The organism is Leifsonia naganoensis (assembly GCF_013410615.1).
Lineage (GTDB): Bacteria > Actinomycetota > Actinomycetes > Actinomycetales > Microbacteriaceae > Leifsonia > Leifsonia aquatica.
Map to the genome: position 1 here is coordinate 445,266 of NZ_JACCHJ010000001.1, position 26,690 is coordinate 471,955.

31 protein-coding genes and 1 tRNA gene are annotated in these 26,690 nt (G+C 63.7%); 11 read left to right on the forward strand and 21 right to left on the reverse strand.

Features of this window, described 5'->3' with window-relative positions; translation table 11 throughout:
- The first annotated feature begins 14 nt into the window (after nucleotides 1-14).
- The 4 genes from HNR14_RS02190 to HNR14_RS02200 all read left to right on the forward strand — a co-directional run bounded on the left by HNR14_RS02190 (nucleotide 15) and on the right by HNR14_RS02200 (nucleotide 2,788).
- A complete protein-coding gene (locus HNR14_RS02190) occupies nucleotides 15-617 on the forward strand; it encodes a TetR/AcrR family transcriptional regulator (RefSeq protein WP_179699609.1) in 603 nt (200 codons plus the stop codon).
- A gap of 55 nt (nucleotides 618-672) precedes the next feature.
- Nucleotides 673-1,128, forward strand: coding sequence for a hypothetical protein (locus tag HNR14_RS02195; RefSeq protein ID WP_179699610.1), 456 nt, complete (start codon nucleotides 673-675; stop codon nucleotides 1,126-1,128).
- Nucleotides 1,129-1,244: 116 nt separating this feature from the next.
- On the forward strand, nucleotides 1,245-1,625 hold the full coding sequence (locus tag HNR14_RS20625; RefSeq protein ID WP_218874957.1) for a YciI family protein: 381 nt from the start codon (nucleotides 1,245-1,247) through the stop codon (nucleotides 1,623-1,625).
- Entirely contained in the window at nucleotides 1,622-2,788 is a 1,167-nt protein-coding gene (locus tag HNR14_RS02200; RefSeq protein ID WP_343064396.1) for an RNA polymerase sigma factor, read from the forward strand. The genes HNR14_RS20625 and HNR14_RS02200 overlap by 4 nt, the downstream gene beginning before the upstream one ends.
- A gap of 174 nt (nucleotides 2,789-2,962) precedes the next feature.
- On the opposite strand, the gene HNR14_RS02205 is transcribed toward HNR14_RS02200, so the two are convergent.
- A complete protein-coding gene (locus tag HNR14_RS02205; RefSeq protein ID WP_179699612.1) occupies nucleotides 2,963-3,808 on the reverse strand; it encodes a DUF3037 domain-containing protein in 846 nt (281 codons plus the stop codon).
- Between the two features lie 3 nt (nucleotides 3,809-3,811).
- Nucleotides 3,812-4,588: a hypothetical protein gene (locus tag HNR14_RS20630; protein ID WP_218874958.1), complete on the reverse strand. Its 777-nt coding sequence runs from the start codon at nucleotides 4,586-4,588 to the stop codon at nucleotides 3,812-3,814.
- A 253-nt stretch (nucleotides 4,589-4,841) separates the two neighbouring features.
- Here HNR14_RS20630 and HNR14_RS02210 point away from each other — a divergent pair, with 253 nt between their 5' ends.
- Nucleotides 4,842-5,369 carry a hypothetical protein gene (locus HNR14_RS02210; RefSeq protein WP_179699613.1) on the forward strand — a complete coding sequence of 176 codons (528 nt, stop codon included), beginning with the start codon at nucleotides 4,842-4,844 and terminating at the stop codon, nucleotides 5,367-5,369.
- A gap of 470 nt (nucleotides 5,370-5,839) precedes the next feature.
- Here the strand turns inward: HNR14_RS02210 and HNR14_RS02215 are convergent, their stop codons facing one another.
- Together HNR14_RS02215 and HNR14_RS02220 are read right to left on the reverse strand one after the other, a co-directional pair.
- Entirely contained in the window at nucleotides 5,840-6,484 is a 645-nt protein-coding gene (locus tag HNR14_RS02215; RefSeq protein ID WP_179699614.1) for a hypothetical protein, read from the reverse strand.
- A gap of 696 nt (nucleotides 6,485-7,180) precedes the next feature.
- Entirely contained in the window at nucleotides 7,181-7,666 is a 486-nt protein-coding gene (locus HNR14_RS02220; RefSeq protein ID WP_179699615.1) for a hypothetical protein, read from the reverse strand.
- Between the two features lie 81 nt (nucleotides 7,667-7,747).
- Here HNR14_RS02220 and HNR14_RS02225 point away from each other — a divergent pair, with 81 nt between their 5' ends.
- Complete coding sequence (locus tag HNR14_RS02225) at nucleotides 7,748-8,344, forward strand: hypothetical protein (RefSeq protein ID WP_179699616.1); 597 nt, start codon at nucleotides 7,748-7,750, stop codon at nucleotides 8,342-8,344.
- 516 nt (nucleotides 8,345-8,860) lie between these two features.
- Here the strand turns inward: HNR14_RS02225 and HNR14_RS02230 are convergent.
- The 8 genes from HNR14_RS02230 to HNR14_RS02265 all read right to left on the reverse strand — a co-directional run bounded on the left by HNR14_RS02230 (nucleotide 8,861) and on the right by HNR14_RS02265 (nucleotide 15,279).
- On the reverse strand, nucleotides 8,861-9,049 hold the full coding sequence (locus HNR14_RS02230; protein WP_179699617.1) for a hypothetical protein: 189 nt from the start codon (nucleotides 9,047-9,049) through the stop codon (nucleotides 8,861-8,863).
- A 142-nt stretch (nucleotides 9,050-9,191) separates the two neighbouring features.
- Nucleotides 9,192-10,013 (reverse strand): tail fiber domain-containing protein, encoded by an 822-nt coding sequence (locus HNR14_RS02235; RefSeq protein ID WP_179699618.1) that lies wholly within the window; start codon nucleotides 10,011-10,013, stop codon nucleotides 9,192-9,194.
- Between the two features lie 3 nt (nucleotides 10,014-10,016).
- On the reverse strand, nucleotides 10,017-12,410 hold the full coding sequence (locus tag HNR14_RS02240; RefSeq protein ID WP_179699619.1) for a hypothetical protein: 2,394 nt from the start codon (nucleotides 12,408-12,410) through the stop codon (nucleotides 10,017-10,019).
- A 241-nt stretch (nucleotides 12,411-12,651) separates the two neighbouring features.
- A complete protein-coding gene (locus HNR14_RS02245) occupies nucleotides 12,652-13,098 on the reverse strand; it encodes a DUF7426 family protein (protein ID WP_179699620.1) in 447 nt (148 codons plus the stop codon).
- 67 nt (nucleotides 13,099-13,165) lie between these two features.
- Complete coding sequence (locus HNR14_RS02250; protein WP_179699621.1) at nucleotides 13,166-13,507, reverse strand: hypothetical protein; 342 nt, start codon at nucleotides 13,505-13,507, stop codon at nucleotides 13,166-13,168.
- Nucleotides 13,508-13,703: 196 nt separating this feature from the next.
- Nucleotides 13,704-14,162 (reverse strand): hypothetical protein, encoded by a 459-nt coding sequence (locus HNR14_RS02255; RefSeq protein ID WP_179699622.1) that lies wholly within the window; start codon nucleotides 14,160-14,162, stop codon nucleotides 13,704-13,706.
- Between the two features lie 78 nt (nucleotides 14,163-14,240).
- Entirely contained in the window at nucleotides 14,241-14,867 is a 627-nt protein-coding gene (locus HNR14_RS02260) for a hypothetical protein (RefSeq protein ID WP_179699623.1), read from the reverse strand.
- Between the two features lie 10 nt (nucleotides 14,868-14,877).
- The gene (locus HNR14_RS02265) at nucleotides 14,878-15,279 is read right to left on the reverse strand and encodes a helix-turn-helix domain-containing protein (protein WP_179699624.1); all 402 of its coding nucleotides are present in this window, start codon (nucleotides 15,277-15,279) and stop codon (nucleotides 14,878-14,880) included.
- A 23-nt stretch (nucleotides 15,280-15,302) separates the two neighbouring features.
- Between HNR14_RS02265 and HNR14_RS02270 the strand changes: the two genes are divergently transcribed.
- Complete coding sequence (locus HNR14_RS02270) at nucleotides 15,303-15,830, forward strand: hypothetical protein (protein WP_179699625.1); 528 nt, start codon at nucleotides 15,303-15,305, stop codon at nucleotides 15,828-15,830.
- A 4-nt stretch (nucleotides 15,831-15,834) separates the two neighbouring features.
- Here the strand turns inward: HNR14_RS02270 and HNR14_RS02275 are convergent, their stop codons facing one another.
- The 6 genes from HNR14_RS02275 to HNR14_RS02300 all read right to left on the reverse strand — a co-directional run bounded on the left by HNR14_RS02275 (nucleotide 15,835) and on the right by HNR14_RS02300 (nucleotide 19,421).
- Nucleotides 15,835-16,263 (reverse strand): hypothetical protein, encoded by a 429-nt coding sequence (locus HNR14_RS02275; protein WP_179699626.1) that lies wholly within the window; start codon nucleotides 16,261-16,263, stop codon nucleotides 15,835-15,837.
- A gap of 765 nt (nucleotides 16,264-17,028) precedes the next feature.
- On the reverse strand, nucleotides 17,029-17,997 hold the full coding sequence (locus HNR14_RS02280) for an AAA family ATPase (protein WP_179699627.1): 969 nt from the start codon (nucleotides 17,995-17,997) through the stop codon (nucleotides 17,029-17,031).
- Complete coding sequence (locus tag HNR14_RS02285; protein ID WP_179699628.1) at nucleotides 17,990-18,439, reverse strand: hypothetical protein; 450 nt, start codon at nucleotides 18,437-18,439, stop codon at nucleotides 17,990-17,992. Before HNR14_RS02285 ends, HNR14_RS02280 begins: the two co-directional genes overlap by 8 nt.
- Nucleotides 18,436-18,861, reverse strand: a complete 426-nt coding sequence (locus HNR14_RS02290; RefSeq protein WP_179699629.1) for a hypothetical protein — start codon at nucleotides 18,859-18,861, stop codon at nucleotides 18,436-18,438. The genes HNR14_RS02285 and HNR14_RS02290 overlap by 4 nt, the downstream gene beginning before the upstream one ends.
- A 96-nt stretch (nucleotides 18,862-18,957) precedes the next feature.
- Nucleotides 18,958-19,173 (reverse strand): hypothetical protein, encoded by a 216-nt coding sequence (locus HNR14_RS02295; RefSeq protein ID WP_179699630.1) that lies wholly within the window; start codon nucleotides 19,171-19,173, stop codon nucleotides 18,958-18,960.
- On the reverse strand, nucleotides 19,170-19,421 hold the full coding sequence (locus HNR14_RS02300) for a helix-turn-helix domain-containing protein (protein ID WP_179699631.1): 252 nt from the start codon (nucleotides 19,419-19,421) through the stop codon (nucleotides 19,170-19,172). Before HNR14_RS02300 ends, HNR14_RS02295 begins: the two co-directional genes overlap by 4 nt.
- A 126-nt stretch (nucleotides 19,422-19,547) precedes the next feature.
- On the opposite strand from HNR14_RS02300, the gene HNR14_RS02305 reads away from it, so the two are divergent.
- The 4 genes from HNR14_RS02305 (at nucleotide 19,548) to HNR14_RS02320 (ending at nucleotide 22,200) form a co-directional block, all read left to right on the forward strand.
- Nucleotides 19,548-20,132 carry a hypothetical protein gene (locus HNR14_RS02305; protein ID WP_179699632.1) on the forward strand — a complete coding sequence of 195 codons (585 nt, stop codon included), beginning with the start codon at nucleotides 19,548-19,550 and terminating at the stop codon, nucleotides 20,130-20,132.
- Nucleotides 20,133-20,202: 70 nt separating this feature from the next.
- On the forward strand, nucleotides 20,203-20,604 hold the full coding sequence (locus HNR14_RS02310) for a hypothetical protein (RefSeq protein WP_179699633.1): 402 nt from the start codon (nucleotides 20,203-20,205) through the stop codon (nucleotides 20,602-20,604).
- Nucleotides 20,604-20,942: a helix-turn-helix domain-containing protein gene (locus HNR14_RS02315; protein WP_179699634.1), complete on the forward strand. Its 339-nt coding sequence runs from the start codon at nucleotides 20,604-20,606 to the stop codon at nucleotides 20,940-20,942. Before HNR14_RS02310 ends, HNR14_RS02315 begins: the two co-directional genes overlap by 1 nt.
- Complete coding sequence (locus HNR14_RS02320; protein ID WP_179699635.1) at nucleotides 20,935-22,200, forward strand: tyrosine-type recombinase/integrase; 1,266 nt, start codon at nucleotides 20,935-20,937, stop codon at nucleotides 22,198-22,200. The genes HNR14_RS02315 and HNR14_RS02320 overlap by 8 nt, the downstream gene beginning before the upstream one ends.
- Nucleotides 22,201-22,259: 59 nt before the next feature.
- Here the strand turns inward: HNR14_RS02320 and HNR14_RS02325 are convergent.
- From HNR14_RS02325 to HNR14_RS02335, 3 genes are all read right to left on the reverse strand, one after another.
- A tRNA-Pro gene (locus tag HNR14_RS02325) sits at nucleotides 22,260-22,333 on the reverse strand.
- Nucleotides 22,334-22,581: 248 nt separating this feature from the next.
- On the reverse strand, nucleotides 22,582-24,192 hold the full coding sequence (locus tag HNR14_RS02330) for a chitinase (protein WP_179699636.1): 1,611 nt from the start codon (nucleotides 24,190-24,192) through the stop codon (nucleotides 22,582-22,584).
- Complete coding sequence (locus HNR14_RS02335) at nucleotides 24,192-26,534, reverse strand: glycosyltransferase family 2 protein (protein ID WP_179699637.1); 2,343 nt, start codon at nucleotides 26,532-26,534, stop codon at nucleotides 24,192-24,194. Before HNR14_RS02335 ends, HNR14_RS02330 begins: the two co-directional genes overlap by 1 nt.
- Nucleotides 26,535-26,690 lie beyond the last annotated feature (156 nt).

Below are 26,690 nucleotides of genomic sequence, written 5' to 3' on the forward strand. Positions count from 1 at the left end.
GCTAGTGTCAACTGATGGCCCGCCCCCGCAAGCAGGATGAACGCCGCGCCGACCTCGTGGAGGCGGCGCTCACCGCCGTCGGCGAGCACGGCCTCCGCTCGCTCTCGCTGGCGGATGTGGCCGAAAAGGCCGGGCTCACGCGCGGCGCGATCCTGTACTACTACGAAGACCTCGACGCCCTGCTCGTGGAGGCGCACCGCGCCGGCCTGGAGCGATTCTGCGATCACCGGGATGCGGTCGTCGCGGCAATCGCTTCGCCGCAGCTGCAGCTGGCCGCGGCCATCCGGGAGGGGCTGCCGAGCGGCCCGGATGATGCGCTGATGCGTCTGCTCTACGAGTTCGACGTGCTGGCCGGGACGTCACAACTGCACGACGAACTGGTCGAGCGGATGTACCTCCGCCAGCTGGCGACGTACACCGGGATTCTGGAGCGCGGAGTGGCGGCGGGAGTGTTCGTGCCGCGGCTGGAGGTCGCGACGCTGGCGATGAACCTGGTGGCACTGGAGGATGCGTACGGGCTGCACATCGTCGCCGGAAACAGCCTGATCACGGTGGAGTCGGCGCAGGCCGCGATGGTGGCGGCAGCGGACGGGCTGGGGGCGCCGACGCGGGAGTGAGCGGTCGCCGTCGGGCATCCTGAGGAGATCCGGCGCGACCGATAGGTTGGACCGCATGGGGTTCTCACCGATCGGGCTCGTCGTCGGGCTCGCGGTGCTCGCACCGAACCTCCTGCTGCTGTGGCTGCCGCCCCGGACGACGTCTCCCGCGCCGCACATCCCCACGATGCTGAGCTGGCTCGAACGCGCCGGCCAGGCACTGTGCCTGGTCGTCCCGGCGATCACTGCACCCGGACCCCTAGTCGGCTGGTGGTCAGCCCCGGCGGTGATCGCACTCCTCGGCTACTACGCGCTCTGGGCGCGCTACGTGTTCACCGGACGCGACCAAGCGACGCTCTACCGGCGCTGGTGGGTGATCCCGGTCCCGATGGCGGTCCTCCCGGTCATCGTCTTCCTTGCGACCGCGGGCTGGTTGAGCAACCTCTGGATCGCCGCCGCAGCGCTCGTGCTCGCCGCCGGCCACATCCCCGCCTCCCTGATCATCGCGCGCTCGACCCGGGTGCGGGGCTGACGCGGCAGCATCCGGCGGGTGCGTCCGACGCTGGTCCGTGGCGGAGTGTCGATTCATGTCTGGCCCGATCGTCATCCCAGTGTCATCATCGAACGATCCGGAAGGACACGACCACCATGCGTTACACGATCCTGATGCACTACCCCGAAATGGCCGCGAGCGGCGAGCTCGACGAGGCCGCCCTCGCGGAGGGCATGGCCGCGTTCGCGAAGTACGCGAAAGACCTGCACGCCGCGGGTGTGCTCCGTTCGGCCGAGGTGCTGCAGCCGTCGTCCGCGACGACGACGCTGCGCATGACCGAGACAGGCCCGCAGATCCAGGACGGCCCGTTCGCCGACACCAAGGAGCAGCTCGGCGGCACGGTCGTCATCGACGTTCCCGACCTGGATGCGGCGCTCGAGTGGGCGAAGCAGGCCCCGTCCGCCGCGTGGGGTCCCGTGGAGGTGCGCCCGACCGCGACGTACGTCGTCGACGGCACGTGGGTCTCCGCCCCGTGACCGCTGCGGATGCGCGGGCGGTCGCGGAACGCACCGCCCGCGCATCCTATGGCCGGCTGGTCGCGATCCTCGCGGCCCCGACCCGCGACCTCGCGCTCGCCGAGGACGCCCTGGCCGACGCCTTCGAGCAGGCGCTCACCACGTGGCCCAGCCGGGGCATCCCCGACAATCCCGAAGGCTGGCTCCTCACCGTCGCCCGCAACCGCCAACGCGACGTGTTCAAGTCGGCTGCCCACCGCACGTCCGCACCACTGGAAGAAGGGGATGGCGTGATCGACATCGACGCAGCGTTCCCCGACCTCGACGCCCTCCCGGACAAGCGCCTCGAGCTGTTGTTCGTGTGCGCGCATCCGGCGATCGACGTGAGCATCCGCACCCCGCTCATGCTGCAGACCGTGCTCGGACTGGAGGCGGCACAGATCGCCCGCGCCTTCGCCGTCCCCGCGTCCGCAATGGCCCAGCGGCTCGTGCGCGCCAAGCGCCGCATCCGGGATGCGGGGATTCCGTTCACCGTCCCGTCACGCGACCAGATGGCCGACCGGCTGCCCGCCGTGCTCGAGGCGATCTACGGCGCCTTCGCGATCGACTGGGACAGCACGAGCGAGAGGTCGCTCGCGGGTGAGGCGCTGTACCTGGCGGTGACGCTGGCGGCGCTGCTCGGCGACGAACCCGAGGCGTTCGGGCTCGCAGCGCTTATCGCGCTGTCGTCGTCGCGTGCGTCCGCTCGCGAGGTCGACGGGGCGTTCGTACCGCTCGACGCGCAGGATCCGGCGCTGTGGGATGCAGGCCTCATCGCGGAGGGTGAGGCGTATCTGACGCGGGCGCACGAGCTGGCTTCCGCGTCACCGTCGGCGGGCCGCCGCTTCCAGCTCGAAGCCGCGATTCAGTCGGCCCACGTCGCGCGCTTCTTCGGGGCGGAGACCGACTGGGTGGCGATCCGGGCGCTGACGGCGGCGCTGGTGGAGGTGTCGCCCACGCTCGGCGCGCGCGTGTCGCTCGCGGCGGTGACGGCGCGGCTGGACGGGGCGGCGGCGGGGCTTGCTGCGCTGGAGGGGATTCCGGAGACGTTCGATCCGGCGCGGCGGCTTCGGGTGGTGCTGGAGGAGGATGCGTCGGCGACCGAATCGGACTCGCCCGGGAACGGTACCCCGCCACCCAGTTAAGAGCCTCGACCGGCAGGGAGCACTCCTGCGACCGTCGGAATACCGACGGCGCAGCGATCGCATCACCGCAAGCGCACACTTGTGGTGACACGGATGTAATGCGGGTCAAGCTCTTGTTCCGACCAGGACAGAGCGGAAAGCGGCCATCTGAAATGGCAACTCGCCCTTCATCCGCTAAGAGAGCACCAGCTCGGGTGTGGTGTGAAAATCTTGCAGCGTTTCGACGGCAATTCCGGAACGACCCCACTCCTCAAGAGCCGCCCCGTAGATATCGCCACGAAGTCCTATTGGAGTCTCGGGCGGGTCAATAATTGCCTGGACCGAGACGTCTCTTCCCACCTCGAACTCACCGCGCCGGCCAAGGGATAGCCGAGCACCTTCATCGCGCAGCCTCGAAACAATGAAGTTCCAGGATTGGATGTCGCGCTGCAATGTGTCGAGAGTGGCAACGTTAAAGGCCCAAACATTTGTGAGCGATGTGGCTTGCCGGGTCGAAGCGAGGTCAAATAGGCCCCGTTGACGGCCTATCGAAACGCGGGGAGACATAAACAGATCTCGATCGACGACCATGCCGAACTCATGCCGGAGCGTGTCTCTTACGTCTGCTCTCATGGTGCGTCGGGTAACGCCGCTCCGGCGACGGATAGGTTCGCGCTCAACGAGATGGGGAAAAAGCAGCTGAATGGCCTCGGCTGCTGTCGCAGCATCAACAGCGGAAGGCACCGAAAATTGAATTGATGAGGCCTGGCGACCACGCAGGCTCTCAATCCACGCAGAGTCCACAGGTCGTTCGCTCTCGATAAGGCGCGGAGAAACGGGTTGGATTCGCCTTTCAAACCAGCGCGTCCACGACCGAAGTTCTCGCAGGTCAGGACCCAAATCACCGGTCACACGCACGAACTGCGTGTCAAACTGGACGGCCCAGTCGCCGGAGTCCCGGCCGCAAACCACTCCGATGTTGACAAACTCGCCGCGCACCAAGTTCGGCACGTAACGCACCACCCAATACAAGTAGTCCATCAGTCACCTCCCGGTGTTATCCGCTTGAGTTGCAGCGGTCATCAGCCTCGCGACTACGCCCTGCGATCGGAGATAGAGAATGTTGGCCAACTCGGACAATTCGTCTGCCGTAACGCCCCACTCTAGGGGCACCGCATGACAAACAGCCTGGAACTGTTCCCTCGGCAGCGCGTCTAGCCGACTAGCGACGGAACGCAGCTCCTGCGCATCAAGTCCGCGCGGGTCGAGGTCATCCCAACCACGATTTACAGAGGCTCGCAATTGTGCCAAGTTCCAGGAACCCTCATTCGCCAACCAGAGCCCGTGGTCGAACGACCAGATCGAATATTCACTTGAGACCGCGTGTAACCACTGCGGATCTCCACCCATGCATAGATCCCAGAGTGCAACTAGGGACGCCTGGCGCTTACGGTTACTGTCTTTGGACCTGAACTCGCTCCACGTATCTGAAACAAGGGCACTTTCGATCACTCGCGAACCCCATCCGATTCCAGGGCTCGGGCGACGTCCAGGCACGTACTCAAAGTTCATCGAGCTAGGGATCTCAACCAGGACGCCTTCGCAAACCGGTGCGCCGATTGATTGCCCCAAACCGAATGCCACAACTTCCGCAACAAGCGTGTGGTCACCCTGTGGGTTGTTCCGCGGCTTCACGAAGTACGGCTGACTGTCCGAAAGCAGCGCAAGGAAGGCGCCCGAGCCACCACCCGTGGTCGAGTGCGGAAGAACGCTCAGCACCCCGAGCGTGGGAAGTGCGAATCGGTCCCCCAGGCTCTGCATGGTTCGAGCATATTGCACAGCGTTAGGCGCCCGCGTCGCGCAGTCTTTGTCCGAGGCATCCTCTCTTCCACTGTCGCGAAACCAGCCTCCATTGGTGCGTTCGAGTCTCGATCCAGCAGCGTGACGTCTGTGAATCATGCGCGATCGGTCACGTGCGAGTGATTGTCGCGGCTTGCCCGCACAGGCGGGCGATTTATCACTGAGCCCCGCACTGGGGGGACCGTCGACGCATACTCTTCGGTACGCTCCCGGAATGAAGAAACCTCACCAGTTGGTTTTGATGGCGGCTGCGGTGCTAGTGCTTGCGGGATGCTCGGCTACCACAAATTCTGCCGGCCCGGCAACGCCGAGCGCCGCGAAAACCCAGAGTCCCACGCCTACCCCTACCCCTACGCAGATGCCGGTGGAGGAGGCGGGAACGTATTACCTGTCCATCGTTTGTCCGGCAAACGCGGCCTCGCAGGCGAACGCCAACGCATATGTCGCACAAGACCTTGCGTCGATTCAAGCCACCGCAGCTGCCGCGCGAGATGCGTTCCAGACACAGGTCAAACAATTCACGGATCCCATGAAGATCTGGCCCGACACGGTGGCTGCAGACATAAAGACACTGGTGGACTCTGACTACCAATCCATCTCACTCTTCGACCAGGTGTCTCGCGCCCAATCTCTTGATGCTGTCAACGCAGTCGTCTTCCCGGCGGACAATGCCGGCGCCGCGGCTCAACGCATACGAGTCAATCTCGGGCTTTCTGCGGACACGTCGGTTGGTTGCAGCTAGTCGCGCTCGCACAACGTCGATGCGTTAGCGTCGCGTCTACTGCTTGAAGAGCATTCGTGGTCGACTCGCCGAACAGCTTCGCGCTCCGGCTACAACGTATGTCGCCACGGGCTGCACCCCACCGCTACCCCAAACGCCGGCTCACGCTTCGCGTTCTCCGGCGCCTGGGGCCCCTCGCGGCGGGGACCCGGGAAGTCACCAGCGAGTCACGACAAAAACGGAGAGGGCCGGTTCGCAGTGCGAACCGGCCCTCTCCGTTTTTGTCGTGACGTCGGGCTGACAGGATTTGAACCTGCGACCCCTTGACCCCCAGGAAAGACACCCAAGTCGGCGGCACTCGGCCCCAGTCGGCTGGTTCAAGTTAAACCGCGGGATTCACGCCGACTAGACCGGTTTCGCCGAGCCGCGAGTCGGCTAGTTTTGGCCGGCTTAGTCGAGATTGTGCACACAGGAACGTGCACAGGCGAGGCCTAGTCATCGAGTGCTTGTACCCCGGATGTGTCCATGTAGGTTTCGTAGCCTTGTCGCCAGAGCAGGATGTTGACGGTGTGTGCGAGTGCGTATGCGACAGGGTCTGTGAACCATCGACGTCGGTTCTCGTGGGCTAGTGGGACGAAGAGTGTTCCGCCTCGTTTGGTGCGTGTTTTGAACTCGACTGTGAGCAACGCTTCTTTGATCACGGGCGAACCGTTATAGAGGACGTGGACGCTATCCAGGTGGCGTGTCAGGCCGTTATAGCAGGCGTAGGCGTCGTCGTCGGGGTTTCGGATGGCGTTAGGGTCGGATGTCCATTCGAGTGCGATTGCGATGTTCGTTTCGAGGATGGCCCGGTTTTCGCGGGGGTCGACTCGATGCCATCCGTGAGGGTCTGCGGTGATGATGGCCTGTTCGAGCTGCTTGAGTGTCATTGTGCCGAAGCGTGAGCTTACTGAAGGCGCACCCGCCAATGAGGCGTATGCGGCATCCCAACCGTCCTCTTCGACGGATGCCGCATACTGGGCGGCTTCGTCGCGTGTGGGGAATGTTGTGCCGCGCATTCGTCCTGTCAGGTCTCTTGCTTGGACGCGCCATGTTTCGGTGCCGTTGGGACTGAGGCGTTGATTGACGCTGGCCATAGTCGAGAGCGTATCCCGCAACGCTTGTTCAGTTCTGAACACCTGGCACAAACCATGATGCAGCTCGACGCCTGGACGGCAAGGAGTACGCCGTCCCGCTCCCGAAGCCGGCTCCGCGTGAGACGTTGGCCAACCCGAGCGGGAGCAGTTAGCCTCACGCCCATGAATGACTTTGTAGAAAGAGGGAAGTTCCCTAACGAATCACTCCTGTTGTCGCGCGACGTCGGTACTTGGCGACTGGATGACGATAGCAACGACTTCGGCTGGGCTAACGTCACGAGCGAAGTCCTAGTACCTACCGACGATACTCATGCCGAGATTCAGGCCGATGATGGCTTGCGCCTCTCCGGATCTCGGCATGAACTCGAGACCCTTCTGGAAGCAGGCAGCTAAGCGAGCGTGCAATTCGAACGTATGTTCTAATGTTCTCGTGACGCGTCCTCGCCCAATCCGATACGACCGGGATACCTGGTTGGTGATGCGTGACGACAAAGTAGTCCCGAAGGCCGTCATACGGCGGTATACGGACAAGGGCGGCAAAGACCAATACCTGCTAATCCGGTGGGATTTGGACCCGGCGGAGCGGCGCCTGATGGCGGTGTGCGATTCTCTCGAGCGGGCCGACAAGCTGGTGCTGTACGAGAGCGGGACACCGAAGGGGTACTGGAACGGCCCACCCAACCCGCACCCCGCCGGCTAGGACATTGGCTCCACTGTATCCGGAGCGGGCTGGTCGCCCATTCGATACACGTACCATCCGGTGCCGTCGTTGCTGCGGCAGAGCGTGACCACAGCCGGGATAATCACCATCTGCTCCTGCTCGACTATGAACCCTGACCCGACGTTGTTGAAGATCTTCACGTAGGCGACATCCGGATAGCCAGCGGGGAGAATCGGCGTCGTGCTGATTCCAGGATCTGGTATCGCGTCGAGGTAAGCTTTCGCGTCCGTGAAATCTCCCCAGGCGGACCGAGTCTGCGGCGCTACCAATTGCCCCAGAGCCACTGCGTTCTCGTCGACATCCTCTAGCCCGAGCATGAAGAGGCGAGCCACAGTGACGGGCGATTCCATGTCGGGCGTCAGAAGTTCCTCTGCTTCACGAACAACCGCCTCTTCGGCGGTTGGCAGCCGCTTCTCCAATCTGCCCCAGTAGTCCCTGCTGCCCTGATCGTCGCGGTCCATTCCATCCCCCTGCCCACATCCACAGTATTAATAACGCCCCTGAGCTTTTAATGCTCACAGCCAGCAATTAATCTACCGGTCATGAGCAACACTCAGGAGGAACGCCCCACCAGCGTCCGAGCACGCATCCTCGGTGGGAGCATCGCCGCAGTCCTCATCGTGGGACTCGGTGCAGGTGCGTTCGCGGTCGTCGCGAACGCGCAGGCTGCAACAGCAGCCCACCAGCAGCTCATGACACAGGTAAAAACGGATGGTGCTGTGCTGACCGCTGCCGCCTCCGACGATGCTGCACTGAATGACGCCACCGTTCAGGCGGGCCAGGTGAAGCATGTTGTTGCGGTTGCTGCGGCAGCAGAGGCCGCCCGGGTTGCGGCGGAGCAAGCCGCAGCCAGGGCGGCGGAAGAAGCCGCAGCGCAAGCAGCCGCTCAGGCGGCAGCAGAAGCCGCAGCCCAACAGGCCGCACAGGAAGCCGCCCAGCAGGCAACGCAAAGGCAGACCGCGTCGCAGCAGTCAACCGCAGATGACCCGGTGCCGAGTGGGCCGATCAAGTGCCCCGCCGGAAGTCAGGCCAACAGTGGTGACGGCGGAAACGACACGTCATGCCTACCCGAAATCTGCTTCCACATCACGCTGCCCGACCCGAACCATACCGAATGCGAGACGCCGTTCAAGCCGTGATCGTGATTGCCCAATACGCGTACTCGAGATCGTTCTCGACCGGACCAAGATAGGACCATCCTCTTGAACGAAGCAGGACTTGCATAGGGGTGTTCAGCCGGTGCACGACCGTCACGGCCCCTCCCTCGGCTAACCCGGCTTTACGCAAAACCCCTCGACACTCAGCGTCAAAGCAGTCAAGGATGCTGCCGCCCATTCCTAGGCCCCAGGCACCCACGTGGCGCGCAGCGATTGCCAGATCAAAACGCGCATCCCTGCTACGAACGTGGGCTTTCATCACCATAACGGCGTCTACTCGCTCGCCGTCCGCAGAGACTCGCAGCCTAACTATTGATCCATCTCGGAGCGGCGTGCGCATGCCTCGGACAAGTTTCTGAACCTTTGTTCCCCACGGTTGAGGGTCGTCCGGGACTAAAACGCTTCCCATGCCAAGTCGCTTCTTTGCAGCTTTCGGAACACACTCGAACGCTGCCAGAATTCGCCTGTGGTTACGCTCGGCGTCCAGCCATGCGCTCACTATGCGTTAGAACGCGGAGTGGCAGTCTGCTCTTTAATTCGCCTGAAGAGATCATCGTTGGCGAGCGTGCGGTCGATCACGCGCGAATACTGTTCGTATGTCGAAATATCGCGCAGCCGAATTATGCCGCGCACGCGGCGCTGGTCGTGCGGCATCGACTTACGTCGCGGGCTATTGATGATCGCCATAACACCTGCTCCCCTCTTGGCCAACACCATATCCCATGCGCGTTGGAGAAGACTAGGAATCACGTGACGACCCCTCGAAGCGATGCAAGCGTCGACATCGATAGATGTCCGAGATCGCGATAGGTCTTTGCCGTGACACCGTTCAAGCCTTGGCCTCGAGCGCAGCAATCCGGCTTTCGTGGCTCTGTGCGACGTTGAGCAACGCGACCACGAGGCGGTCATAGTTGATGCCCTTGACGGTCACCCCGTCGTCCTCGTAGAAGCACGCCCATGGGGCAACCTGGACGACCTCCTCAGCGATCAGGCCGTAATCCCACGGCGCCTCGTCGCCGAGCGCTTCCACGTTGGCCTTGTACCGAAACTTGTAGGTGGTTAGCCCCAGGAACCCGGCCGCGTCCGTCTCCACAGGGGTGATGTCCTGCTTGTAGCGTCGTGAGGACGTGTTGGCACCGAAGTTGCCGGCCGAGTCCGCCCACAAAGACTGATACCCAACGGTCACGGTATTTGCTCGCGTGCCGGGGCTGTTGATGACACCCGCCGAAATGACCTGACCGTTGGCGGAGACGTTACCGCCAGCACTCAATCCACCCGACAAGGTGCCGCTGCCACCAATGGACAGCGACGAACCCGACACCTGACCGGCAACATTGACACCCCCTCCGGTCGACGTCAGGTTTCCTCCGGCCGTGATGGTCGTGGCCGCGGAGATCGATCCCGCCGAGTTCAAGCCACCAGACGGGACGTTGATGGATCCGGAGCCCAGAACGCTCAGCGAGCCGCCATCTTGAATCGTGATCGAGCCGCCGCCGTTGACGAGGATGCCGCCCTTGCCGAACTGGGCCGCAGTTAGCGTCTGCGCGGCGTTCGCCTCACGCTGTGCGCGCTCAAGGTCTGTCTGAGCGCGCACGAGATCATCCTCCCGCGGCGGCATCGACCAAGAGAGATTCCCTGGACCGTTCGGCATGTTCTAAGCCTTTCTCGAGACGAGTCGCAGCGCGACCTTCTGTGTGAGTTCGGTTGGATCGTTGGCGGTGACGTTCCACGTGTGGTTGTGAGTGACGTTCGTGACGCTCGGGGCCACCCCGCGACCGGCTCGCGCGCCCGCGTAGTCAGCAATCTGGTTCGCGTTCGCGCCCGAATTGACGAGCTTCAACAGGCCGCGGTTGTTCGACGCCTGCCCCATCCGGTTGGAAATGACTTCCTCAGTCGGAGCCAGGAGCGCCCGCACCGAGTCAACGTGAGGTGACCCACCTCCAGGAACAGTCAGACCGGTGGCAGCGTGAATCGTGCCACCATCCCGGTACGTCCCCATGCGGCCGGTGCCCGAGTCAGCACCATTCAGGTCCGGAAGCTGGGAGCGCTGAACGATCGTGTTCACCCGGATCGTGTAGACGCCCTGCAACGCGTTGTAGGCCGCCTGCAAAGATGCGGCCGTGGCCGCCGCAGCAGCAGCCCCTGACGTCGTGAACGCCGTGCTGACGTTGCTCGGGACCAGGCCGTACTGGTCAGCCATCTTCCCCGCCTGCTCAGCGTTCACACCCATCTGTACGGCCGCATCAATGAACGACTGACGGGCAGCACCCATCTTCTGTGTCAGATCCCCCGTACCAACGCCTGCCTGTTGGGCTGCGGCCACCATCTGGATAGCCGACGACGCAATGCCGTCCAAAGCCTTCTGATTGTCGCGGCCCTGCTGCGAGTTCAGGTCGAGGGTGGCGCCGTTCTGCTTCACCGCCGCTGTAGCGTCCGCGATCGACTGCTGAAACGCGATGTTCGAAGAAGACGCGTCCAGTTGCGCTGAACCCAAGCCCTTCAACGTTTCGTTGAGCTTCGTCATGGCGTCCTGCGTCTTCTTCGCAGAATCAGCCGACGCATCCAGACCAGACGCGTTGTCCTTCGCCGCATTGGCTGCCTCTTTCGAAGCTTCCTGCTGCGCGTGAATCGCCGCTGTTGCGGCTGGGAACATGGTGGCCATGTCCTCAGACGTTTTGCCTGCCGCCTTCATCTGCTGCTGCAACTGCTTGTACGCCACCGCCGCATCCGCAGGAGTAGCCGACGCAATCGCCTGATCGAGGGCCTTCACGTTGTCGTAGAACGGGCGCACCGCCGTCCCGGCGATGTCAATGTTGTTCATGAAGTCGTTCCAGAACCCACCGGTCGCCTGCAACGTCTTCCCCAGATCGGCAGTGTTGATCTTCCCCGCCCGCACCGACGCCGACCACTTGTCCTGCGACTGGGTGAGGCCCTGCCACTGCTTGATCCCGCTCGTGATGCTCGCAGTCATCGACAGGATGGACGCATCCACCGCAGCGATGCCCTGCAACAGGGTTGCGAACGCAGCTTTGCCTGCACCCTGCGTCATGTTCAACGAACCGGTGACGCCATCGATGGAGCCCCTGATCGCACTCCACCCCTTGAACGCCAGCACAACGCCCACAGCCCCAACAGTGAGCGCCGGGAGAATACCTGCGGGGATCGCGTTCAGGGCGTCTGCAACACCCTTCAGGGCGCCCAGCATGGGCCCACCCCATGTGGAGAACGCCTCCGCAACATGCATGCCCAGAGAGGCCAGAGAACCGAGCGTGTCGGCCACCTGAGGGAACACCTGCATGGCGTACGCGGTGAACTTCTCAAGCCCACCGTTAGCCGTCCACGCCTCGAACCCGGAAGCGAGTTGCGCCACATATCCGGCGCCCTGCACGAACAGCGGATTCAGCACCTGCAACGCGTTGATCACGCCCTGTAGGACCGTGTTGCCGATGCGGCCGGCGTATCCGGAGAACACCCCAATCTGGTTGTTCAACTGGGGCAGCGCCATGTTGATGGTCGACACAGCCTCGTGGAACGCACCCAGCATCCGCACGGCGGCTGTACTGCCCAGCCGATCCAGCGTCCCCTTGAGCTGGTCAAGGCCGCGCTGGTACTGCGCACCCACAACCGTGCCGTCCTTGATCGCGCGAACGATGCCGTAGATCGCAAGAGCGCCAGCCGCCCCCATACCGGCCAAAGCCCCACCAACACCGACCACATATGCGGCCAGAGGAGCCAACAAAGGGATCAGGGCGGCAATAGCAGCGGCGATCAGCTGCCACCGCTGCACACCGTTGCCGTTCGTGTTGTTGACTGCCGTCTGCGAGGCCCGCAGCTTGTCGTTCTGCTCTGCAAGCCGCTTCACCTGCTCCTCAACAGCGGCAAGCTTCGCCATCGCGGTTGCCGAATCAACATCAACCTTGACGTTCGGATCGGCCGAACCGAGCTTGCGGGCCGCAGCCTCCGCAGCGGCAAGCTTCTCCATCCAGTCGGACGAATCGAGCTTGAGCTTGCCGACGATGCTGCCGGCTGTGGTGGGTCCTTCGCTCACGGGTGTTCGCTTTCGGGTTCAGGCTGGGTTGTCGTATCGGGTGGGGGAAGCAGGGCACGCGCAAGCCGGGTGTCTGCGGACAGAAGTCCGCTCACCCGGATGAGGAACCAGCGCCACGTGCGCCCTGCACGGATCTCAGGGGCAGCGAGGTCGACGCCGTACTCGGAGTGGAAATCTGATTCGACGTACCGCCACTGCTCCAAGATGCGGTCGAGCGCGACCGGTTCACCGGCTGGCCGGATTACTTCTTGGGGGACTTCCTCGTACCACTCGTAGAGGCCGGTCGCTTCGTCGTATTCGCCGCGCCCGTACTGGGCGACGGCTTCGATGCCTTCCGCTTTGTGGCCCGGTTCGTCAGCAACTCCACTTGTGCCTGAAGCGCTTTTGGGTCGCCACCGGTCTTCCAGATCAGCTCCGCGGCGACTCGCCCGCTTTTGTACTCTGCCCAGGCAGTCAGCACAGCCCGGAGGATGGCGTCTTCACTGACCGCATCTGCGCGCATTTCTTCGTACGTCGCCCCGAGCACCAGACGGTTGAACTCGTCGTCGGTGAGGTTCGACTTCCCGCCCTCCGCGATCGTGCTCATCGTCAACCCCGCCTCGAGGGAGATCGGCGGGATCGTGTACTTCTTCCCACGGATCGGAAGTACGAGCGGTTCCAGAAATTCGGCGTAGTCGGCAAAAGCCATTGGGTTTCTCCTTTAAACAAGAAACCGCCCGAAGGCGGTGAAGTTTGATCTGTCAGTAAGGGGGCAATTAGAAGGCGGCGTCGATCTCCTGGGCGACCACCGCGAGTGCAGCATCGGCCTGCTGCATCATCGGCAACTCAAGGAACAGAGCGTTGCCCGTGTTGTGGTGGTAGGTCAGCTCGTAGTGTTGGCGACGCGAATACGGTCCGGGGATGAACATCTCCGCCCCACTTTCGGTGGGGCGCACTTCCTCCGACCCGACAAGGTTTCCCGTCTCAACGGGTGTCTGCCGTGCCACCTCGGGGCGCACCACCGTCTCCATTGCTTTCATCGCGGCCGGCACGATCGTGGCCTGAAGCTTTGCTGCCAGCTCATCGAAATGCAGGTCGTATTCGTACTCAATCGACACGCTCAGACCTTGCGTAAGGTCGCTCGCAGCGGTCGAGCTGGCGGGAGCTTAGCCATAAGATCCGTGACCGATTGGCCCGCGACCTGAGCGGCAGTCTGCTCGACCCGTCGAAGCCGGATCGCGGCCAGGTCCAGTGACTCAGCGGCAGCGATCACCGGTGCCAACAGGTCAAGCGCTTCGCCCACAGTGTGTTCCCTCATACGTCGGCCCCCATCCGGTTTCGCGCCGAGTCAGCGATGACAACGTGAGAGTCTGGCCCATCTGACAGCGAAGGCCCCCGCACGTCACGATTGATTCCGTCCGCCCGATTTGCGCCCTGGTGTCGGCCGCGCCCAAGAAGTTGATCAAGCTCGCCCGCCTGCTCAGCCGCATAGGCTTCCTGAGGCGTCGCCGTATCTAGCCAGTCCAGCTTCGTCAACTGTTCCGGCGACATCTGCCGCCTGATCTTCTCGAAGACCGTGGAACCGTACGCGTTGCCGGCATTCTCCATCTGCGTGTAGGAACTGAACCCGTACGCTTCCGCGTAGAGACGATCCGGGGTGTCCTTCACTCGGGATTCCTGCGCAGTCTCGGCGTCCGTCTTGCCGCCCATGTAGGTCACCAGCTCGCCGCGGGCGAGCGCCTCTGAGATCTGATCCGGGGTGGCCGTAGCCACCCAGGATGCGTCCCGCTGACTAGTCATCTAGCGCGCCCTCCAGCCGGGTGAGAATCTCATCAATCTGTTCGTCAGACATCATTTGGTCGCCTTCCCCATATCCCGAGCGATATCAAACGCGGCGAGCACGCTGGACTCGTCAGGAGTCGGGAGGAACCCGTTCTGCACCTCGAAGAACAACAGCCGAAACAGGCTCTTGGCGTCAACCGGCCGCACAACCACGTCATCGACCAGGACGTCCCCCGCCGCCGAAACGCCCAAACCTGCGTGAGCGGGAGAGATTACACCCTTGTCGGGAACATCCAGCGCAAGCGCCTCCGAAACCCAACCGCGGGTGTCCGCCGATGCCTTATCGGCCAGCTTCACGACCTCCAATGACGCGGCCCGCAGAGCTTGCAGTTGCGCCAGAAGGCCAGCACCGTCCGCAGGGGCCTCCGCCAGAACTCGGTCCCTCAAATTCGTGAGCTTGGCGAGGCGGTTCTGCTCCCGCAGATCCTCAGCACGTGTCTTCGCACCAACAATGAGCTTCTGAAGCCAATTGCGGTTCTTCTCGGCGGCTTCTACCTCGTCGCGCGTAACGCCCGCGTCGCCACTCTCCACACGCCGCTCAAGCTCATCGAGAAGTCCCTCGGCCTCCCTCGCTGCCGCCTCCGCGTCAGCCACGATCTTTGCGGCCTCCGCATCCAGGTCGGGCGCCTGATCCATCTCATCAGCCTTAACCATTACGCCGCTCCATTACGCTCCTCAAACTGTCCAAATCGATCAGCCACGACCGCTCATTCACACGCCGGGCACGGACCTTCCCCTCATTGGCAAGCCGCGTGATTTGACGTTCAGAACGCTTAACCGTTTCGGCTGCCTCACGAACGGATACCCAATTCGTTACCTCCACTGTGACAACAGGGCGTCCGATAGCGGACGGAAGTGGCACGTTCGCTTCTTGGGCCAGCGCCTCCAAAACCTGCTGGGCGTACCACGGCATCGGAACGCCGTTCTGCTTCATCCGAACAGTCCAGTCGCGCATCAGCGATCGCCATACACCGTGAGCGACTTCACCGTGCAGCAGCTCCGAGATGTTGCGCTGTTTGGCGTGCGCCTGCGCGTCTCGCTCAAGCACAACGCCTCCAGTACGATTCAGCCATGGATGCGTCGAACTGGATCAACCTCAGCATCTTGGTAGTCGCTGCTATCGCAGCCCTTGTGGCAATCTTCCAAGTCGTAGAAGCGCGCCGGGCACGCGACGAGGCACGAGTCGCACGCGACGATGCCGCGAAGCACGAGCAGGAAGCGTTGGACGCTGCAAAACGGTCAGCCGACAGTGCCGTGGATAGCGCAGCAGCACAGCGCCGCCTTGCAACTGCGGCGGAGGAGCAACTCGACATGATCCGCAGATCCGCCGCACCACCGTGGCGCATCGAACGCGTTGACGACACGCGATGGAAGATCACAAACGCAACCGGCGAGAACGTCGACTTCTTCACCCTCAACGCGAAACCAGACGCAATCGAACGAGTCGGCTTCAACACCATCGCCCGCGACGTAGCCAAGAACGAATCGCTGTTCTTCAACTTCGGCGGGTTTTTGAACTCGCCACCGTCCGTCAACCTCGTCGTCGCTTGGCGGGACGCTTCCAGAAACGGCCAGGAATACGTCGAAACCATCCCGTGACGCGTCATAACCAGCCGCCTGCCGCACTATCCGGCTGATCCGTAGGCCTATGCACGACGCGCGCGCGTCGAAACGCATCCACCAGGGCGTCAGCCTCAGCCTTCTTCTGCGCCTTCCGCTCACGCTTCAACGCAACCCGCGTGCGAGCATCCCGAATCTGCTCCCGCACATCCTCCGGAACGTCCGGCGCCAAACCCAGACGCGCCGCCAGCCGCGACGAACGCACCATCAGCTCACGAGCCGTCTCCAGATGGGGTGTCCCGCGCGCATCCGAAGCCGCCTCCTCAATCGACAGACCATCCATCCACTCCACAAACACCCGCTCCCGCGCCTCCGCCACCGAGAACGCGAACAACAGATCCGTGAACGACGAATCCGCCAAATAATCCAACTCAGGCACCCTCAACAGGTCAGCCCGAATCTGCTTCGCCAACGGCAGATACACAGTCGGAGAACTCGCCCCATGCGTACGCCGCCCACGATTCCCCACCGACAGCGTGTTCCCCGGCCGAAACGGAGGACGCTGACCAGGAAACGCCGGCACCCACTCCGACCCATCCGGATTCACAAAACCCTCACTCACGCCGCCCTCCCCTCCTCCAACGCCACCCGCAACTCCCGCGCCTCAATCCGCCGACGCCCCGCCTCCTGCCGCAACAAAAACACGTACTCCTCCAACGCCAACGCAGCCGGCTCATCCACCACACGCACCCGCTCCAACGCCACCCGCGCCGACCGCCAAGCACCCTGCATACGGCCACTCACAACGCACCCCCAAAACCGAGATTCAGAAATACCCCGCATGTTTTTCGGGGTACGGCGGGGGTGCCCTTCGTCGCAAAAGGGGGGCCCACCCGGGGGTCTACGTCAGCATTCGAGGTCGACCAGCACGCACCACCACGTCGCTGCCGCGTGCCCTGCACACTTGACACTGCGACAAGAGAGCAGTCCCCGATGCCAGCAGGGACAAGGGAAGTAGCCGACCTGTGTGCACGCATGTGTGCAGCCACTCCCCCATCGACCAGCCCTCGCGCGTGCGTGCGCGGGGAGTTCAGGCGAACAGCACGAGCCACGCGGACAGACCGATCACGACTCGTTTCCGTGTGGTGTCTGTCTGTTCTGTCCGTTGTCCCCGCTATAGAAGCGGGGGTGGACGGACATGTCCGGGTTGTTTGGACAGTGGTGGACAGTGTGGACATTAGATGTTCTCCATGTCGAGGGAGGTGGGCTTGTAGAAGGGGCGCGCGTCTGTTCCGGTGTTGCGGATATGCCCTTGGTCTAGAAGGGATTTGACGGCGCGGAAGAAGCTCGAGGATGCGAGTTCGACGACGGATCGCAACTCTGCTTTGGTGGCTCCGTTGGCGCCGAAGTTTTGGACAAGTGCGGACAGTACTGTTTTGGCGTTGCCTGTCATGTCCGGGGACCAGCGGACGGATAGGACGACGGAGTTGGTGTTCTCGACGGGGATGAGTTCGAAGGATCGTTCGTCTTCCATGGGTCCGTCTTTGCGTTTGGTGCGGTGGAGTCGGAACAGGTCGCCATCACGATCGATCTGGTAGGCGATGTCGACGCCAGCCTCGAGGGCGGATGATCCGCGGACGGTGGTTTTGTCTTTGCCGGTGTGGTGGATGACGAGGACGTTGCCGCCGTTGGTTGCGTCGAGGATGTCGTATAGGGCGCTGACTGCCCCGGACATGTCTTTGGCGCTGTTCTCGTCCATGCCGACGATGGATTTGGAGAGGGTGTCGATGACGATGAATCGGTATCCGTGGGCACGGATGGCGGCGCAGAGTTCTTCGACCTTTTCGGCGTCGTTGAGCTGTACGGGGATGGTGAGGACTTCGAGTTCTCGTTCGGGGATGGTGATCTGGTGGTGTTTCTGCCACGCGTCGAATCGTGCCGCGATGCCGTAGGTGCCTTCTGCTGCGATGTAGAGGACTCGCCGCTGTTGTACCTGACGGGTGAACCAGGGGGCTCCGGTTGCGAGGGATGCACCAAGGGAGACTCCGACGAAGGATTTGGCGGTTCCCCAGTATCCGGCGAGCAGGCAGACGGTGCCCTCATCGAAGGTGTCGGCGACGACTTCGAGTGGTGCCGGCGCCTCTAGGAGTTCACGGAGCGTGCGGATCTCGTCTACGAGAACACGTGCATTCCGCGCCTCAGCCATTCTCATCCTGACGACGCGCAGCGATACCGAAGCGCGCTTCGAGCAGGTCGGCCGGGTGGCCGCGATGCCAGAAGATCTTGCAGAGCAGCCGCCGCTCGGCATCGGTGAACATGGAAGGGTCGACGTCTTCGGGGGCCAGTGTGACGCCGTAACGATTCTCGAGGACCGAGAGGTCGTAACCCTGGACAGCGAGACGGGCGGCGAGCCGCAACCGATCACCCATGGGGATAGTGGCGATGTCACGAGCCTTCAGCTTCACGCTGTAGCGGTGCTCGAGGTATTCGATGTCGAATGCTTGTGCAGCGAGTTGGAGGGCGAGGTCGCGCCGTTCGGTCTTCGGCAGGTGAGTCGGGTCGAACTCGGGGCCGTAGGCGTCGGTGCCGTAGCCGCGTCGGACGAGCTGGTCATGCCAGCGATTCTTCGAGTGGTGAAGGCTCGTCACCGGTTGCCCCCTTCGATGAGCGCGCGGATGTCTGCGATCGTGCAGCGTCGCACATCGATGCGACCGACCCGCTGAGCCGTGCAGATGGTCATGAGCGCACGACGGCCGAAGGAGATTCGACCGTCGTCACAGGCCAGCTCGTAAACCAGGTCTTCGACCGGGACGGTCTTGATCCTCGGGAGCACCGGCTTAGGAATCGAGCGCCGGTACGGCGCGTCATCCGGGGTGTGCTGCGTCGTCGCGAGCATGTCCCGAAAAGTCGGGTCGCTGTAGGACTCACGCTCCATCACGTGCTGCTCCTGCCACACCTGCTTGCGCAGGTGGCGGGCGACCGCCTCAACGGGGACGCGGTTCGACGTAAGGTCAGCCGGGAGGCTGTGGGCCTCGAGAAAATCGTTCGAAAGTTCGGGCAGGGAAAGCAAGGGTTCAACCCTTCGTTTTTGAAGTTGTGGGGCTAAGCCTGGGTTCCGGCTCCTGCCGGTTCGTTGCACGAGGTGGTCACTCACGTTGGTGAGTAGCTAGTCGATCTCCCCCAGCGATGCCAGGAGCGGACGAACGAGGACGAGGATCTTCCGCCCCAGTCGAATGGTGGCGATGTCGCCCCTTGCGATGGCGTCGTAGATGACGTCAACGCTGGCTTGGGTGTATCGAGCCGTGTGCGCCACGGTCGCCGTCGAGTGGACGCGGAAGCTCTCGATGAAGAGCCGTTCGTCTTCAAGATCCTGGGCGATCATTGCTTCCTCCTTTCGTCGGGCAGCCCGAGAGCCTTGAGCAGCGCAAGTGCGCGAACCGCGAGTCCTGCGGATGGCTGTCGTAGGCCCGCCTCCCATAAGCAGACGGCTGCACGAGAAGCACCGACACCCCGGGCGAATTCCGCCTGGCTCACTCGTGCCTGTTCGCGGATTTCAGCCGCCGTACCGTCCCGGTAGAGCTGCCGCGCCTCCGCGATGCGCCGCAACTCAGAGGGGCGAGATTTCTTCATATTCTTATTGTAAGCGCTACGTTTGCGAAAGTGCTACTTACGACTAGCGCCAGTTATTTGCAGGAAGGTGTCACCTGCGCACTTGTAACGTTGACAAACGTGACACCTTGTGTTTACGATGAGCCCATGACACCCCGACACTCCCCGCAAGCCGAACTGGTCTACATGATCGGAGACTGGAAAGATCAAGTTCCGGCTGAGATCGCAGATGGCATGTATCTCCCATTCACTCGCTACGAAGGGTTCACCACTCTCGGTCCCCTCAAGGTCACGATCCACGTCAAGATCGTCAACCGGCAGCCCATCTGCGAGCGGTTAGAGGTCGAGTCCCGCGACGGGACGCCCGTCACCGCCTCGTCGCTACGGGACATCCCGGTGGCCGCGATGATTCGGAAGAGTCTCGAAATGTTCGACCCGTTTACCCTCGAAGGTGACAAGCGCGTGCCTGTTCCAGCACAGCGAGCGGTCGACACCCTGGCGACTGAGCGTCAAGGACGGAAACCGCGCGAAGATCTTCTACCGCGTGTCGTAGAGGCATATCGCGCAGCACTGGCAAACCCTCTCACGCGCGACAGAGCGACTCAGGCGGTTGCCGACCAACTCGGTTATCAGCGCGGCTACATCAGCCGCCTGCTCTCCGACGCACGCAAGATGGACCCCCCTCTTCTCGGACCTGCCAAGCGCGGCAAGTCTGGAGAGTGGGCCGAGTAAGAAAAACGGCCCCCGCGACTGCGCAAACAGTCACAGGGGCAGCCCACGATGCAACCTAAGGAGAAGCATCATGAACAAGAACAAGGTTACCCAGTCCACGACCAGCGACATCCGTGACAACTCGGAGCTTGACGCGGAGATCGCAACGATGCGCCAGGCCTACGCGGAAGCGAAGTCCACTCCATGCGAGTTCCCTGGATGCGACGGCCGCTACCACGAGCCCGGAGTCGACCCCACCGAATGGCAGCACAGCGCCGGCGTCACCCGGTTCGACAACGGTGAGGTGAGCATCGACATCATGCGTACCGGCGCCGCTACTCCGGTCGCTCAGGTCTGGTTGGAGGGTACGTACGACGATCTGACCCCCGATGGACTACGCCAGCTCGCAGACCTGTACGCCACCCTTCCCGCGCTGATGCGGGAGCAGGCTGAGCGGCTGGAGCAGATCACACGCGAGGTCGAGGCCCACTGATGTTGTCGACCGTCCCCACGCTGTTGCGGCACGAGACGGTCACACCGGGTGCAGGTGTTGCAAATGCAACACCTGCACAGTCGGTGCGTTCTATCGTGTGCCGCAGCGTTGTGCTCGCCTGCATCTGGTACGGGATCAACCGCAAGACCCTTGCCGAAATGCTCGGGGTGAGCGCTCCAATCGCCTCCGCCATCTTCCGCGGCACCCGGAACCTTCGGGTGGACGAGTTGGCCATCATCGCCAACGCATTTGATCTACCCATCGAAACGTTCTTCACCGATCACGACAGCGACCCGTCATTGAGGTGGGTCTACGACAAGGAGGCCAACCATGGCTGACTACCTCTACCGCCGCTGCGGCTGCGAACGCGACCCCGGGAAGCAGTACCCGGTGCTGCCTGACAAGCCCACAGCAGACGACCTCGCGCGCTGCTGCCCCAAGATGTCCGACCCCGCACACGGCAAATGGGGTTTCTACCTCTCGGCCGGTCGCGACCCCAAAACGGGCAAGCGCCGTCAGATCCGACAGGCGCGCTTCCGTACCCGCGCCGAAGCCGCATCCGCATACCGGGCAGAGGGCAAGAAGGCCGATGACGGGATCTACGTGGCGCCCACCCGGCAGACGTTCGCCGACTACCTGGATGTGTGGTTCAAACGCCGTCAGACGACCGGTGACGGCCTGCGCCCGACGACTGCCGACAACTACGGCCGGTACATCGTCCAGGACATCCAGCCGTCCGCCCTGGGGCGCATGAAACTGACCGACATTCGCCGGTTCCACATCAACGCCTTCGTGGACGAGCTGACCGAAGCGGGGCGCGGAGCGACTACCGTTCGACGCATCGCAGCAGTCGTCCAAGGTGCACTCAAAGCGGCGTGGCAAGACGAACTGATCGACCACAACCCCGGCGCCGGCATCCGACTCCCCGTCGTGACCAAGAAGAAGTTCGAGCCCTGGCAGCCCGAACAGGTGGGATCGTTCCTAGACCTCGCCGCAGCCCATCGTCTCGGTGGCATGTTCGAGGTCGCGATGCTCACGGGCATGCGTCGCGGTGAGGTCATTGGTCTGCGCTGGTCGGACATCGACATGAGCCGGGCCACGATCACGATCCGAAACAACCGCACCAACGCCGGCACCACGATCGTGGAAGGTGACCCGAAGACGGACGCCAGTCGACGAACGATCAACTACGACGACACGGTTGGAGGGGTGCTCCTCGAGTGGCAGCTTCGACAGCGTCAGGAGGCCGACACACTCGGTGACACATGGACCGACACGGGCTACGTCTTCACCTATGAGACGGGCGAGCCGCTCAAGCCCCAGTACGCCACACGCCTGTTTGAAAAGCTCCGTGTAAGGTCTGGCCTCCCAAAAATCACTTTCCACGGGCAGCGCCACGAAAGCGCCTCACTGCTGCTTGCGAATGGCGCCGACATCGCGCTCGTGTCCAAGATGCTTGGTCACACGTCGGTAAGCATCACCAGTGATTTGTACTCGCACCTGATCGGACGAGCAGACCGGGACGCTTCCGAACGAGCGTCTGCATCGATCCCCCGACAGGCCAGTGCACACAGGATGCACACGGAGGCCGTCTGATCAGTTAAACGACGAAAGCCCTGGTGAATAGATTTCTCGATTCACCAGGGCTTTTTCTGTCGGGCTGACAGGATTTGAACCTGCGACCCCTTGACCCCCAGTCAAGTGCGCTACCAAGCTGCGCCACAGCCCGTTGCTGCCCCACCCAGGCGCTGGGCACCAAGCGAGGCAACTCCACTATCTTAGCGTGTCGGCGGGGGCGTCGTGCACCAACCCGAAGGTGCGGTGACGTCCCCGCCGACACGGCGACGAACGCGCGCTCAGGGGCTTCCCGACGAAGCCGGCGCGTATCGCCGCCTGGAACCTCCGCCCCGCAGCGGATGTGTCCAGTTGGGTCGGCGACGGGATGCGAGCAGGGGGTCTGCATCCCGCCGCCGAGTCTCATCCGGCGGTGGAACCGCCGAGGATCTGATCGATCTCGTCCTGGGTGAGCGGGGTCCAGGGAGACGAGTCGGGGTCCGAGCTGGCAGCCTCGGGGCTGTCGCCCTGCGTCCACCACTTGGCCTCGAAGGGCACGCCGTCGAAGAGCACACGCTGGCCCTTGTCGAACTGGGCGGTACCGGTCCATTCGGGGTAGGTGCCGGCGGGCAGGGTGGGCTGCGGGATGGGCGTCTCACCGGGGAGCACGGGCCCGACGAGCTCCCACGGAGTCTCCCACGCGTTGAGGACGGGGTTGTCGGGCACGTCGCCCTTGGTCCACCACTTGGCGACGTACACGTTGCGGTGCCACACGACCTTCGTGCCCTTGAGGTACGAGTTGGTCTGGGTCCAGATGGCGTACGGGGAGGTGGCGGGATCGTCGGCGACGGCGGTGCTGGTGGGCTCCGCGGTGGTGACGGACGACTCGCCGAGCGAGATGTGACCGTCGAACCCCTTCGAGAGGATGCCGGCGAAGGTCTGCTTGCCCTGACTGACACCGGAGCAGGCATCCGAGACGACAGAGGTGTCGACGTAGTTCGACCCGCAGGTCTTGTCACGGTTGGCGGACCACATGGACATGCGGCCGATGCCCTCCGAGACGGCCCACTTGTTGAAGGCGGTGGCGTCCTTGAGGCTGAAGACCTCATCCTCCACGTCGTTCTGGCCGATCATGGGGGTGGCGCCGATCTTCGCCCACAGGCTGGGGTCGCTCTGGTGCAGGCCGGCCCGGTCGTAGAGCACGCCGAGCTGACGCTGAGCGGCGGTGACGGCGGCCTGCGCGTTCTGCGCCATGGACTTCTTGGCATCCTTCGACTGACCGAAGTCCATGGTCATGACGTTGACGCCGGCGATGTCGACCTTGGCCTTGAGCATGGCGGCGATGGCGTTGGTGCCATCGGAGGTCATGCCGCTGGGCGCGACGGGGAGGGTCAGCCACACGGCGAGGCTCTTGCCTCCAGCGCGACGCTCCTTCTGCAAATCGGCGATGGCGGTGGCACGACGCTCGGCGGCCGCGGTGTCGGTGAGGCCGTTGCCCTCGAGGTCGAGATCGATGGTGCCGATCTTGTACCGGTCGACGACGGAGGCGTACGCATCCTTCAGCTCGGTTTCATCGGTGCAGTTCACGGCGAGCTCGTCGTTGTTCAGACCACCGAACGAGACGGCCACGGTCCCGCCCTGCTGCTGCAGGCGCGCGATGCGGCGGTCCAGATCGAGGGAGGAACGGGCCTGGTCGAGGGTGTAGGCGGCGCCCCACGAGGGGGTGCACGCCTGCTCCTTCGACGAGACGACGAACGAGAGCACGGCGTCCTTGGAGGAGGTGGCGCCCATGTTCTCGAACGCGAACCGCGGGGTGGCGGTCACGTCGACGTAGGAGGCGAACCACGGCTTGGAGTCCACGGCGGCGCGGGCGCTCCACCACTGGAAGCCGACGACACCACCGGTGACGAGGAGGGCGAGGACGAGCGTCGCACCGACGACCCGCCAGAACCCGAGCCGGCGGCCGGAGGTCGACTCCGGCGCCTGGGCGCGCTCGATCTGGGCCGCGTCCGCGGCCTTCGTGTCGCGAGCCATCAGGCGGCCTGCTTCTCAGCGTCGTCCACAACGGAGTCAGCGGACACGGCCGCACCGGCAGCACCCGTGGCACCCGCGGCGGCGGCGCGCTCCAGGTGGGGCACCTCCCCGCCGGAGTGGCCGTGGTAGAGCACGGAACGCCAGTCGATCGACTCGGTCGCCGGGGCGGGAGCCTCGGCGGCGCGCTTCTTGCCCTTCTCGACGTACAACGGCTTGGTCAGACCGAGCCAGATGTCGACGATGGTGGCGCCGATGCCGATGTAGGAGACGATCGCCCAGATGGCGAGAGTCGCGTTGAAGGCGGCGAACGCGGCGTTGCCCCAGTTCTGCGCGTTCCAGTCGCGCCACAGGGTGAACAGCGAGAAGGCGACCATCGCCAGCGGCGCGACCACGTAGAGCAGCGGCGACGCGGTGCGGTTCTTGACCTTCGGCGTACGGGCGAACGGGATCTTCTTGCCGGTCAGCGACTGCTGGATCGACTTGAGCACACCGGCCAGGTTCACCGGCAGCAGGATCAGGTTGAAGCCGTAGATCCGGAAGATGTCGGTGGCCTTGTAGCCGGAGTAGCGCAGGTCGGAGGCCTGGCTGATGAAGTACGGCAGGGCGGCCAGCAGCACCATCGGGCTCAGCAGGCGGCCGTCGTACGGATAGGCCAGCAGGAAGACGAGGCCGAAGCTCGCCCAGCAGATGGAGGCCATGTAGTTGACGCGCAGCAGCAGCTCGATGCGGGAGACGTTCTCCCCGCGACGGCGGCGCTCCTTCACCTGACGCCACAGCTTCGGGAGGATGAGCAGACCGCCGTTCGCCCAGCGGCGACGCTGCACGATCAGCGAGCCGAAGTCCGGCGGGGTGGCGGAGTAGCTCAGGCGCTCCGGGTAGTTCGCCAGGGTCCAGCCGTGGGTGCCGAGGTCGATGCTCGACTCGGTGTCCTCGATCACGGTGCGGTCCTGGATGTACCGGCGCACCTCGAAGCCGCCGACGAACTCGGTCTCGACGATGTCCTCCAGCGCGCGCTTGCGGATGACCGCGTTCGCGCCGACCCAGAACGTGGCGCCGTAGTACGACTTGCCCTGGTGCAGGATGTGCTGGATGTCGGTGGTCGCACCGGCGAGACGCTCGATGCGGGTGCCGGCGCCGCGGAACGACGAGTACGGGGTCTGCGTGACGGCGACGCGAGCGTTGTCGGGCTGCTGCAGGAAGTAGGTCAGTCGCAGGCAGTACTCGCGCAGCAGGATGGAGTCGGCGTCCAGGGTGAGCAGGAAGTCGCTGTCCGGGATCTCGATATCGCCCGGGCGGCGCTGGCCGGCCGGGACCGGGGTCAGGATGGGGCCGTCCGGCGTCTCCTCGACGCGGTACACACCGCCCATGAGGCCGATGTACGCGTTCAGGTTCATCGCCTTGTTGGCCTCGTGCGAGAGGGAGGCCCACTGCTTGCGCTCGAAGACGGCGAGCTCGGCGTCGAAGGTCCAGGTGAGGCGGCGGTACAGCTGGGCGACGCGCTCGGTGGAGAGGGTGGCGCCGTCCTCGATCGCGGCGCGCACGGCCTCCCCCGTCAGGGCGAGGTCGTCGCCGAGGGCGCGGAGCACCTGGTCGGCGAAGAACACGTCGACGTGATCGTCGATGGCGTGGGCGTCGGCCTGGGCGTACAGCCACTCGGCGGCCCAGGTGTAGTGGGCGGCGAGCTCGCGGGCGTCGTCGGCGGAGGCGAACGCACGCCCGTCCCCGAGCTCGAAGCGCAGCAGCGCGTCGGTGAAGCGGAAACGCGGCTCCGACAGCTGGTCGCTGATGCTGGCGGCCAGGTCGCGGGTGGCCTGGAGGCGCTCGATCACGGCGGGGTCGGTCGGGTTGGGGTTGTCGTCGAGCAGCAGCACGACGCGCTTGGAGGGGAACTCCTGCAGCGCGGCCGAGAGCAGCGTCATGCGCACGACCTCCGGCTCCTCCGCGTAGGAGGGCACGAGGACGGTGATGGTCGGCTGGTTCTCGGAGAAGTGGCGGTCGAGCTCGGCGCGGGGAACGCGCACGTGCTTCTGGAACCGCTGCAGCGCACCCTGGCGGGCGACCAGGTACATCAGCGCCGAGAAGGTGAGGAAGGTGACGACGACCGTGTAGCCGATCGCCTCCATCGTGAATCGGAAGTCCTGCGTGCCGAGCACCAGGAACTGGCGGATGATCGTCGTCACCACGTAGATCGCCCAGAAGACGATCGTCAGCACGATGGCGACGCGGCTCCAGGTGACCTTGCGGTCCGACGGCTTCGGGTGGACCGTCGGCAGCGGGGTTGTGCGCTTCTCGGAACCGAGTTGGCGCTTTCGGGCAGGGGTGTATGAACTTGTAGAACTCATGATCGGGTATGCGTCCTTGATAATGAGAGTCCGCGCCTTCGGGTGGCACGGTCGGGTAGCTCTCGGATGTCCACATTAGTGAGGACACGGTGGGGGACAAATACCCCCAACCTGGTCGCCCCCGATCTGGGGGTGACTCGTCATCGACTTTCTCAG

Coding starts and splice junctions, on each gene's coding strand:
- HNR14_RS02280 (WP_179699627.1), bottom strand. CDS start 17,997: ATGGCTGAGGCGCGGAATGCACGTGTTCTCGTAGACGAGATCCGCACG.
- HNR14_RS02245 (WP_179699620.1), bottom strand. CDS start 13,098: ATGGCTTTTGCCGACTACGCCGAATTTCTGGAACCGCTCGTACTTCCG.
- HNR14_RS02305 (WP_179699632.1), top strand. CDS start 19,548: ATGACACCCCGACACTCCCCGCAAGCCGAACTGGTCTACATGATCGGA.
- HNR14_RS02335 (WP_179699637.1), bottom strand. CDS start 26,534: ATGAGTTCTACAAGTTCATACACCCCTGCCCGAAAGCGCCAACTCGGT.
- HNR14_RS02205 (WP_179699612.1), bottom strand. CDS start 3,808: ATGGACTACTTGTATTGGGTGGTGCGTTACGTGCCGAACTTGGTGCGC.
- HNR14_RS02225 (WP_179699616.1), top strand. CDS start 7,748: ATGAGCAACACTCAGGAGGAACGCCCCACCAGCGTCCGAGCACGCATC.
- HNR14_RS02215 (WP_179699614.1), bottom strand. CDS start 6,484: ATGGCCAGCGTCAATCAACGCCTCAGTCCCAACGGCACCGAAACATGG.
- HNR14_RS02220 (WP_179699615.1), bottom strand. CDS start 7,666: ATGGACCGCGACGATCAGGGCAGCAGGGACTACTGGGGCAGATTGGAG.
- HNR14_RS20630 (WP_218874958.1), bottom strand. CDS start 4,588: ATGCAGAGCCTGGGGGACCGATTCGCACTTCCCACGCTCGGGGTGCTG.
- HNR14_RS02260 (WP_179699623.1), bottom strand. CDS start 14,867: ATGGATCAGGCGCCCGACCTGGATGCGGAGGCCGCAAAGATCGTGGCT.
- HNR14_RS02320 (WP_179699635.1), top strand. CDS start 20,935: ATGGCTGACTACCTCTACCGCCGCTGCGGCTGCGAACGCGACCCCGGG.
- HNR14_RS20625 (WP_218874957.1), top strand. CDS start 1,245: ATGCGTTACACGATCCTGATGCACTACCCCGAAATGGCCGCGAGCGGC.
- HNR14_RS02235 (WP_179699618.1), bottom strand. CDS start 10,013: ATGCCGAACGGTCCAGGGAATCTCTCTTGGTCGATGCCGCCGCGGGAG.
- HNR14_RS02190 (WP_179699609.1), top strand. CDS start 15: ATGGCCCGCCCCCGCAAGCAGGATGAACGCCGCGCCGACCTCGTGGAG.
- HNR14_RS02300 (WP_179699631.1), bottom strand. CDS start 19,421: ATGAAGAAATCTCGCCCCTCTGAGTTGCGGCGCATCGCGGAGGCGCGG.
- HNR14_RS02270 (WP_179699625.1), top strand. CDS start 15,303: ATGGATGCGTCGAACTGGATCAACCTCAGCATCTTGGTAGTCGCTGCT.
- HNR14_RS02195 (WP_179699610.1), top strand. CDS start 673: ATGGGGTTCTCACCGATCGGGCTCGTCGTCGGGCTCGCGGTGCTCGCA.
- HNR14_RS02230 (WP_179699617.1), bottom strand. CDS start 9,049: ATGGCGATCATCAATAGCCCGCGACGTAAGTCGATGCCGCACGACCAG.
- HNR14_RS02310 (WP_179699633.1), top strand. CDS start 20,203: ATGAACAAGAACAAGGTTACCCAGTCCACGACCAGCGACATCCGTGAC.
- HNR14_RS02295 (WP_179699630.1), bottom strand. CDS start 19,173: ATGATCGCCCAGGATCTTGAAGACGAACGGCTCTTCATCGAGAGCTTC.
- HNR14_RS02330 (WP_179699636.1), bottom strand. CDS start 24,192: ATGGCTCGCGACACGAAGGCCGCGGACGCGGCCCAGATCGAGCGCGCC.
- HNR14_RS02315 (WP_179699634.1), top strand. CDS start 20,604: ATGTTGTCGACCGTCCCCACGCTGTTGCGGCACGAGACGGTCACACCG.
- HNR14_RS02210 (WP_179699613.1), top strand. CDS start 4,842: ATGAAGAAACCTCACCAGTTGGTTTTGATGGCGGCTGCGGTGCTAGTG.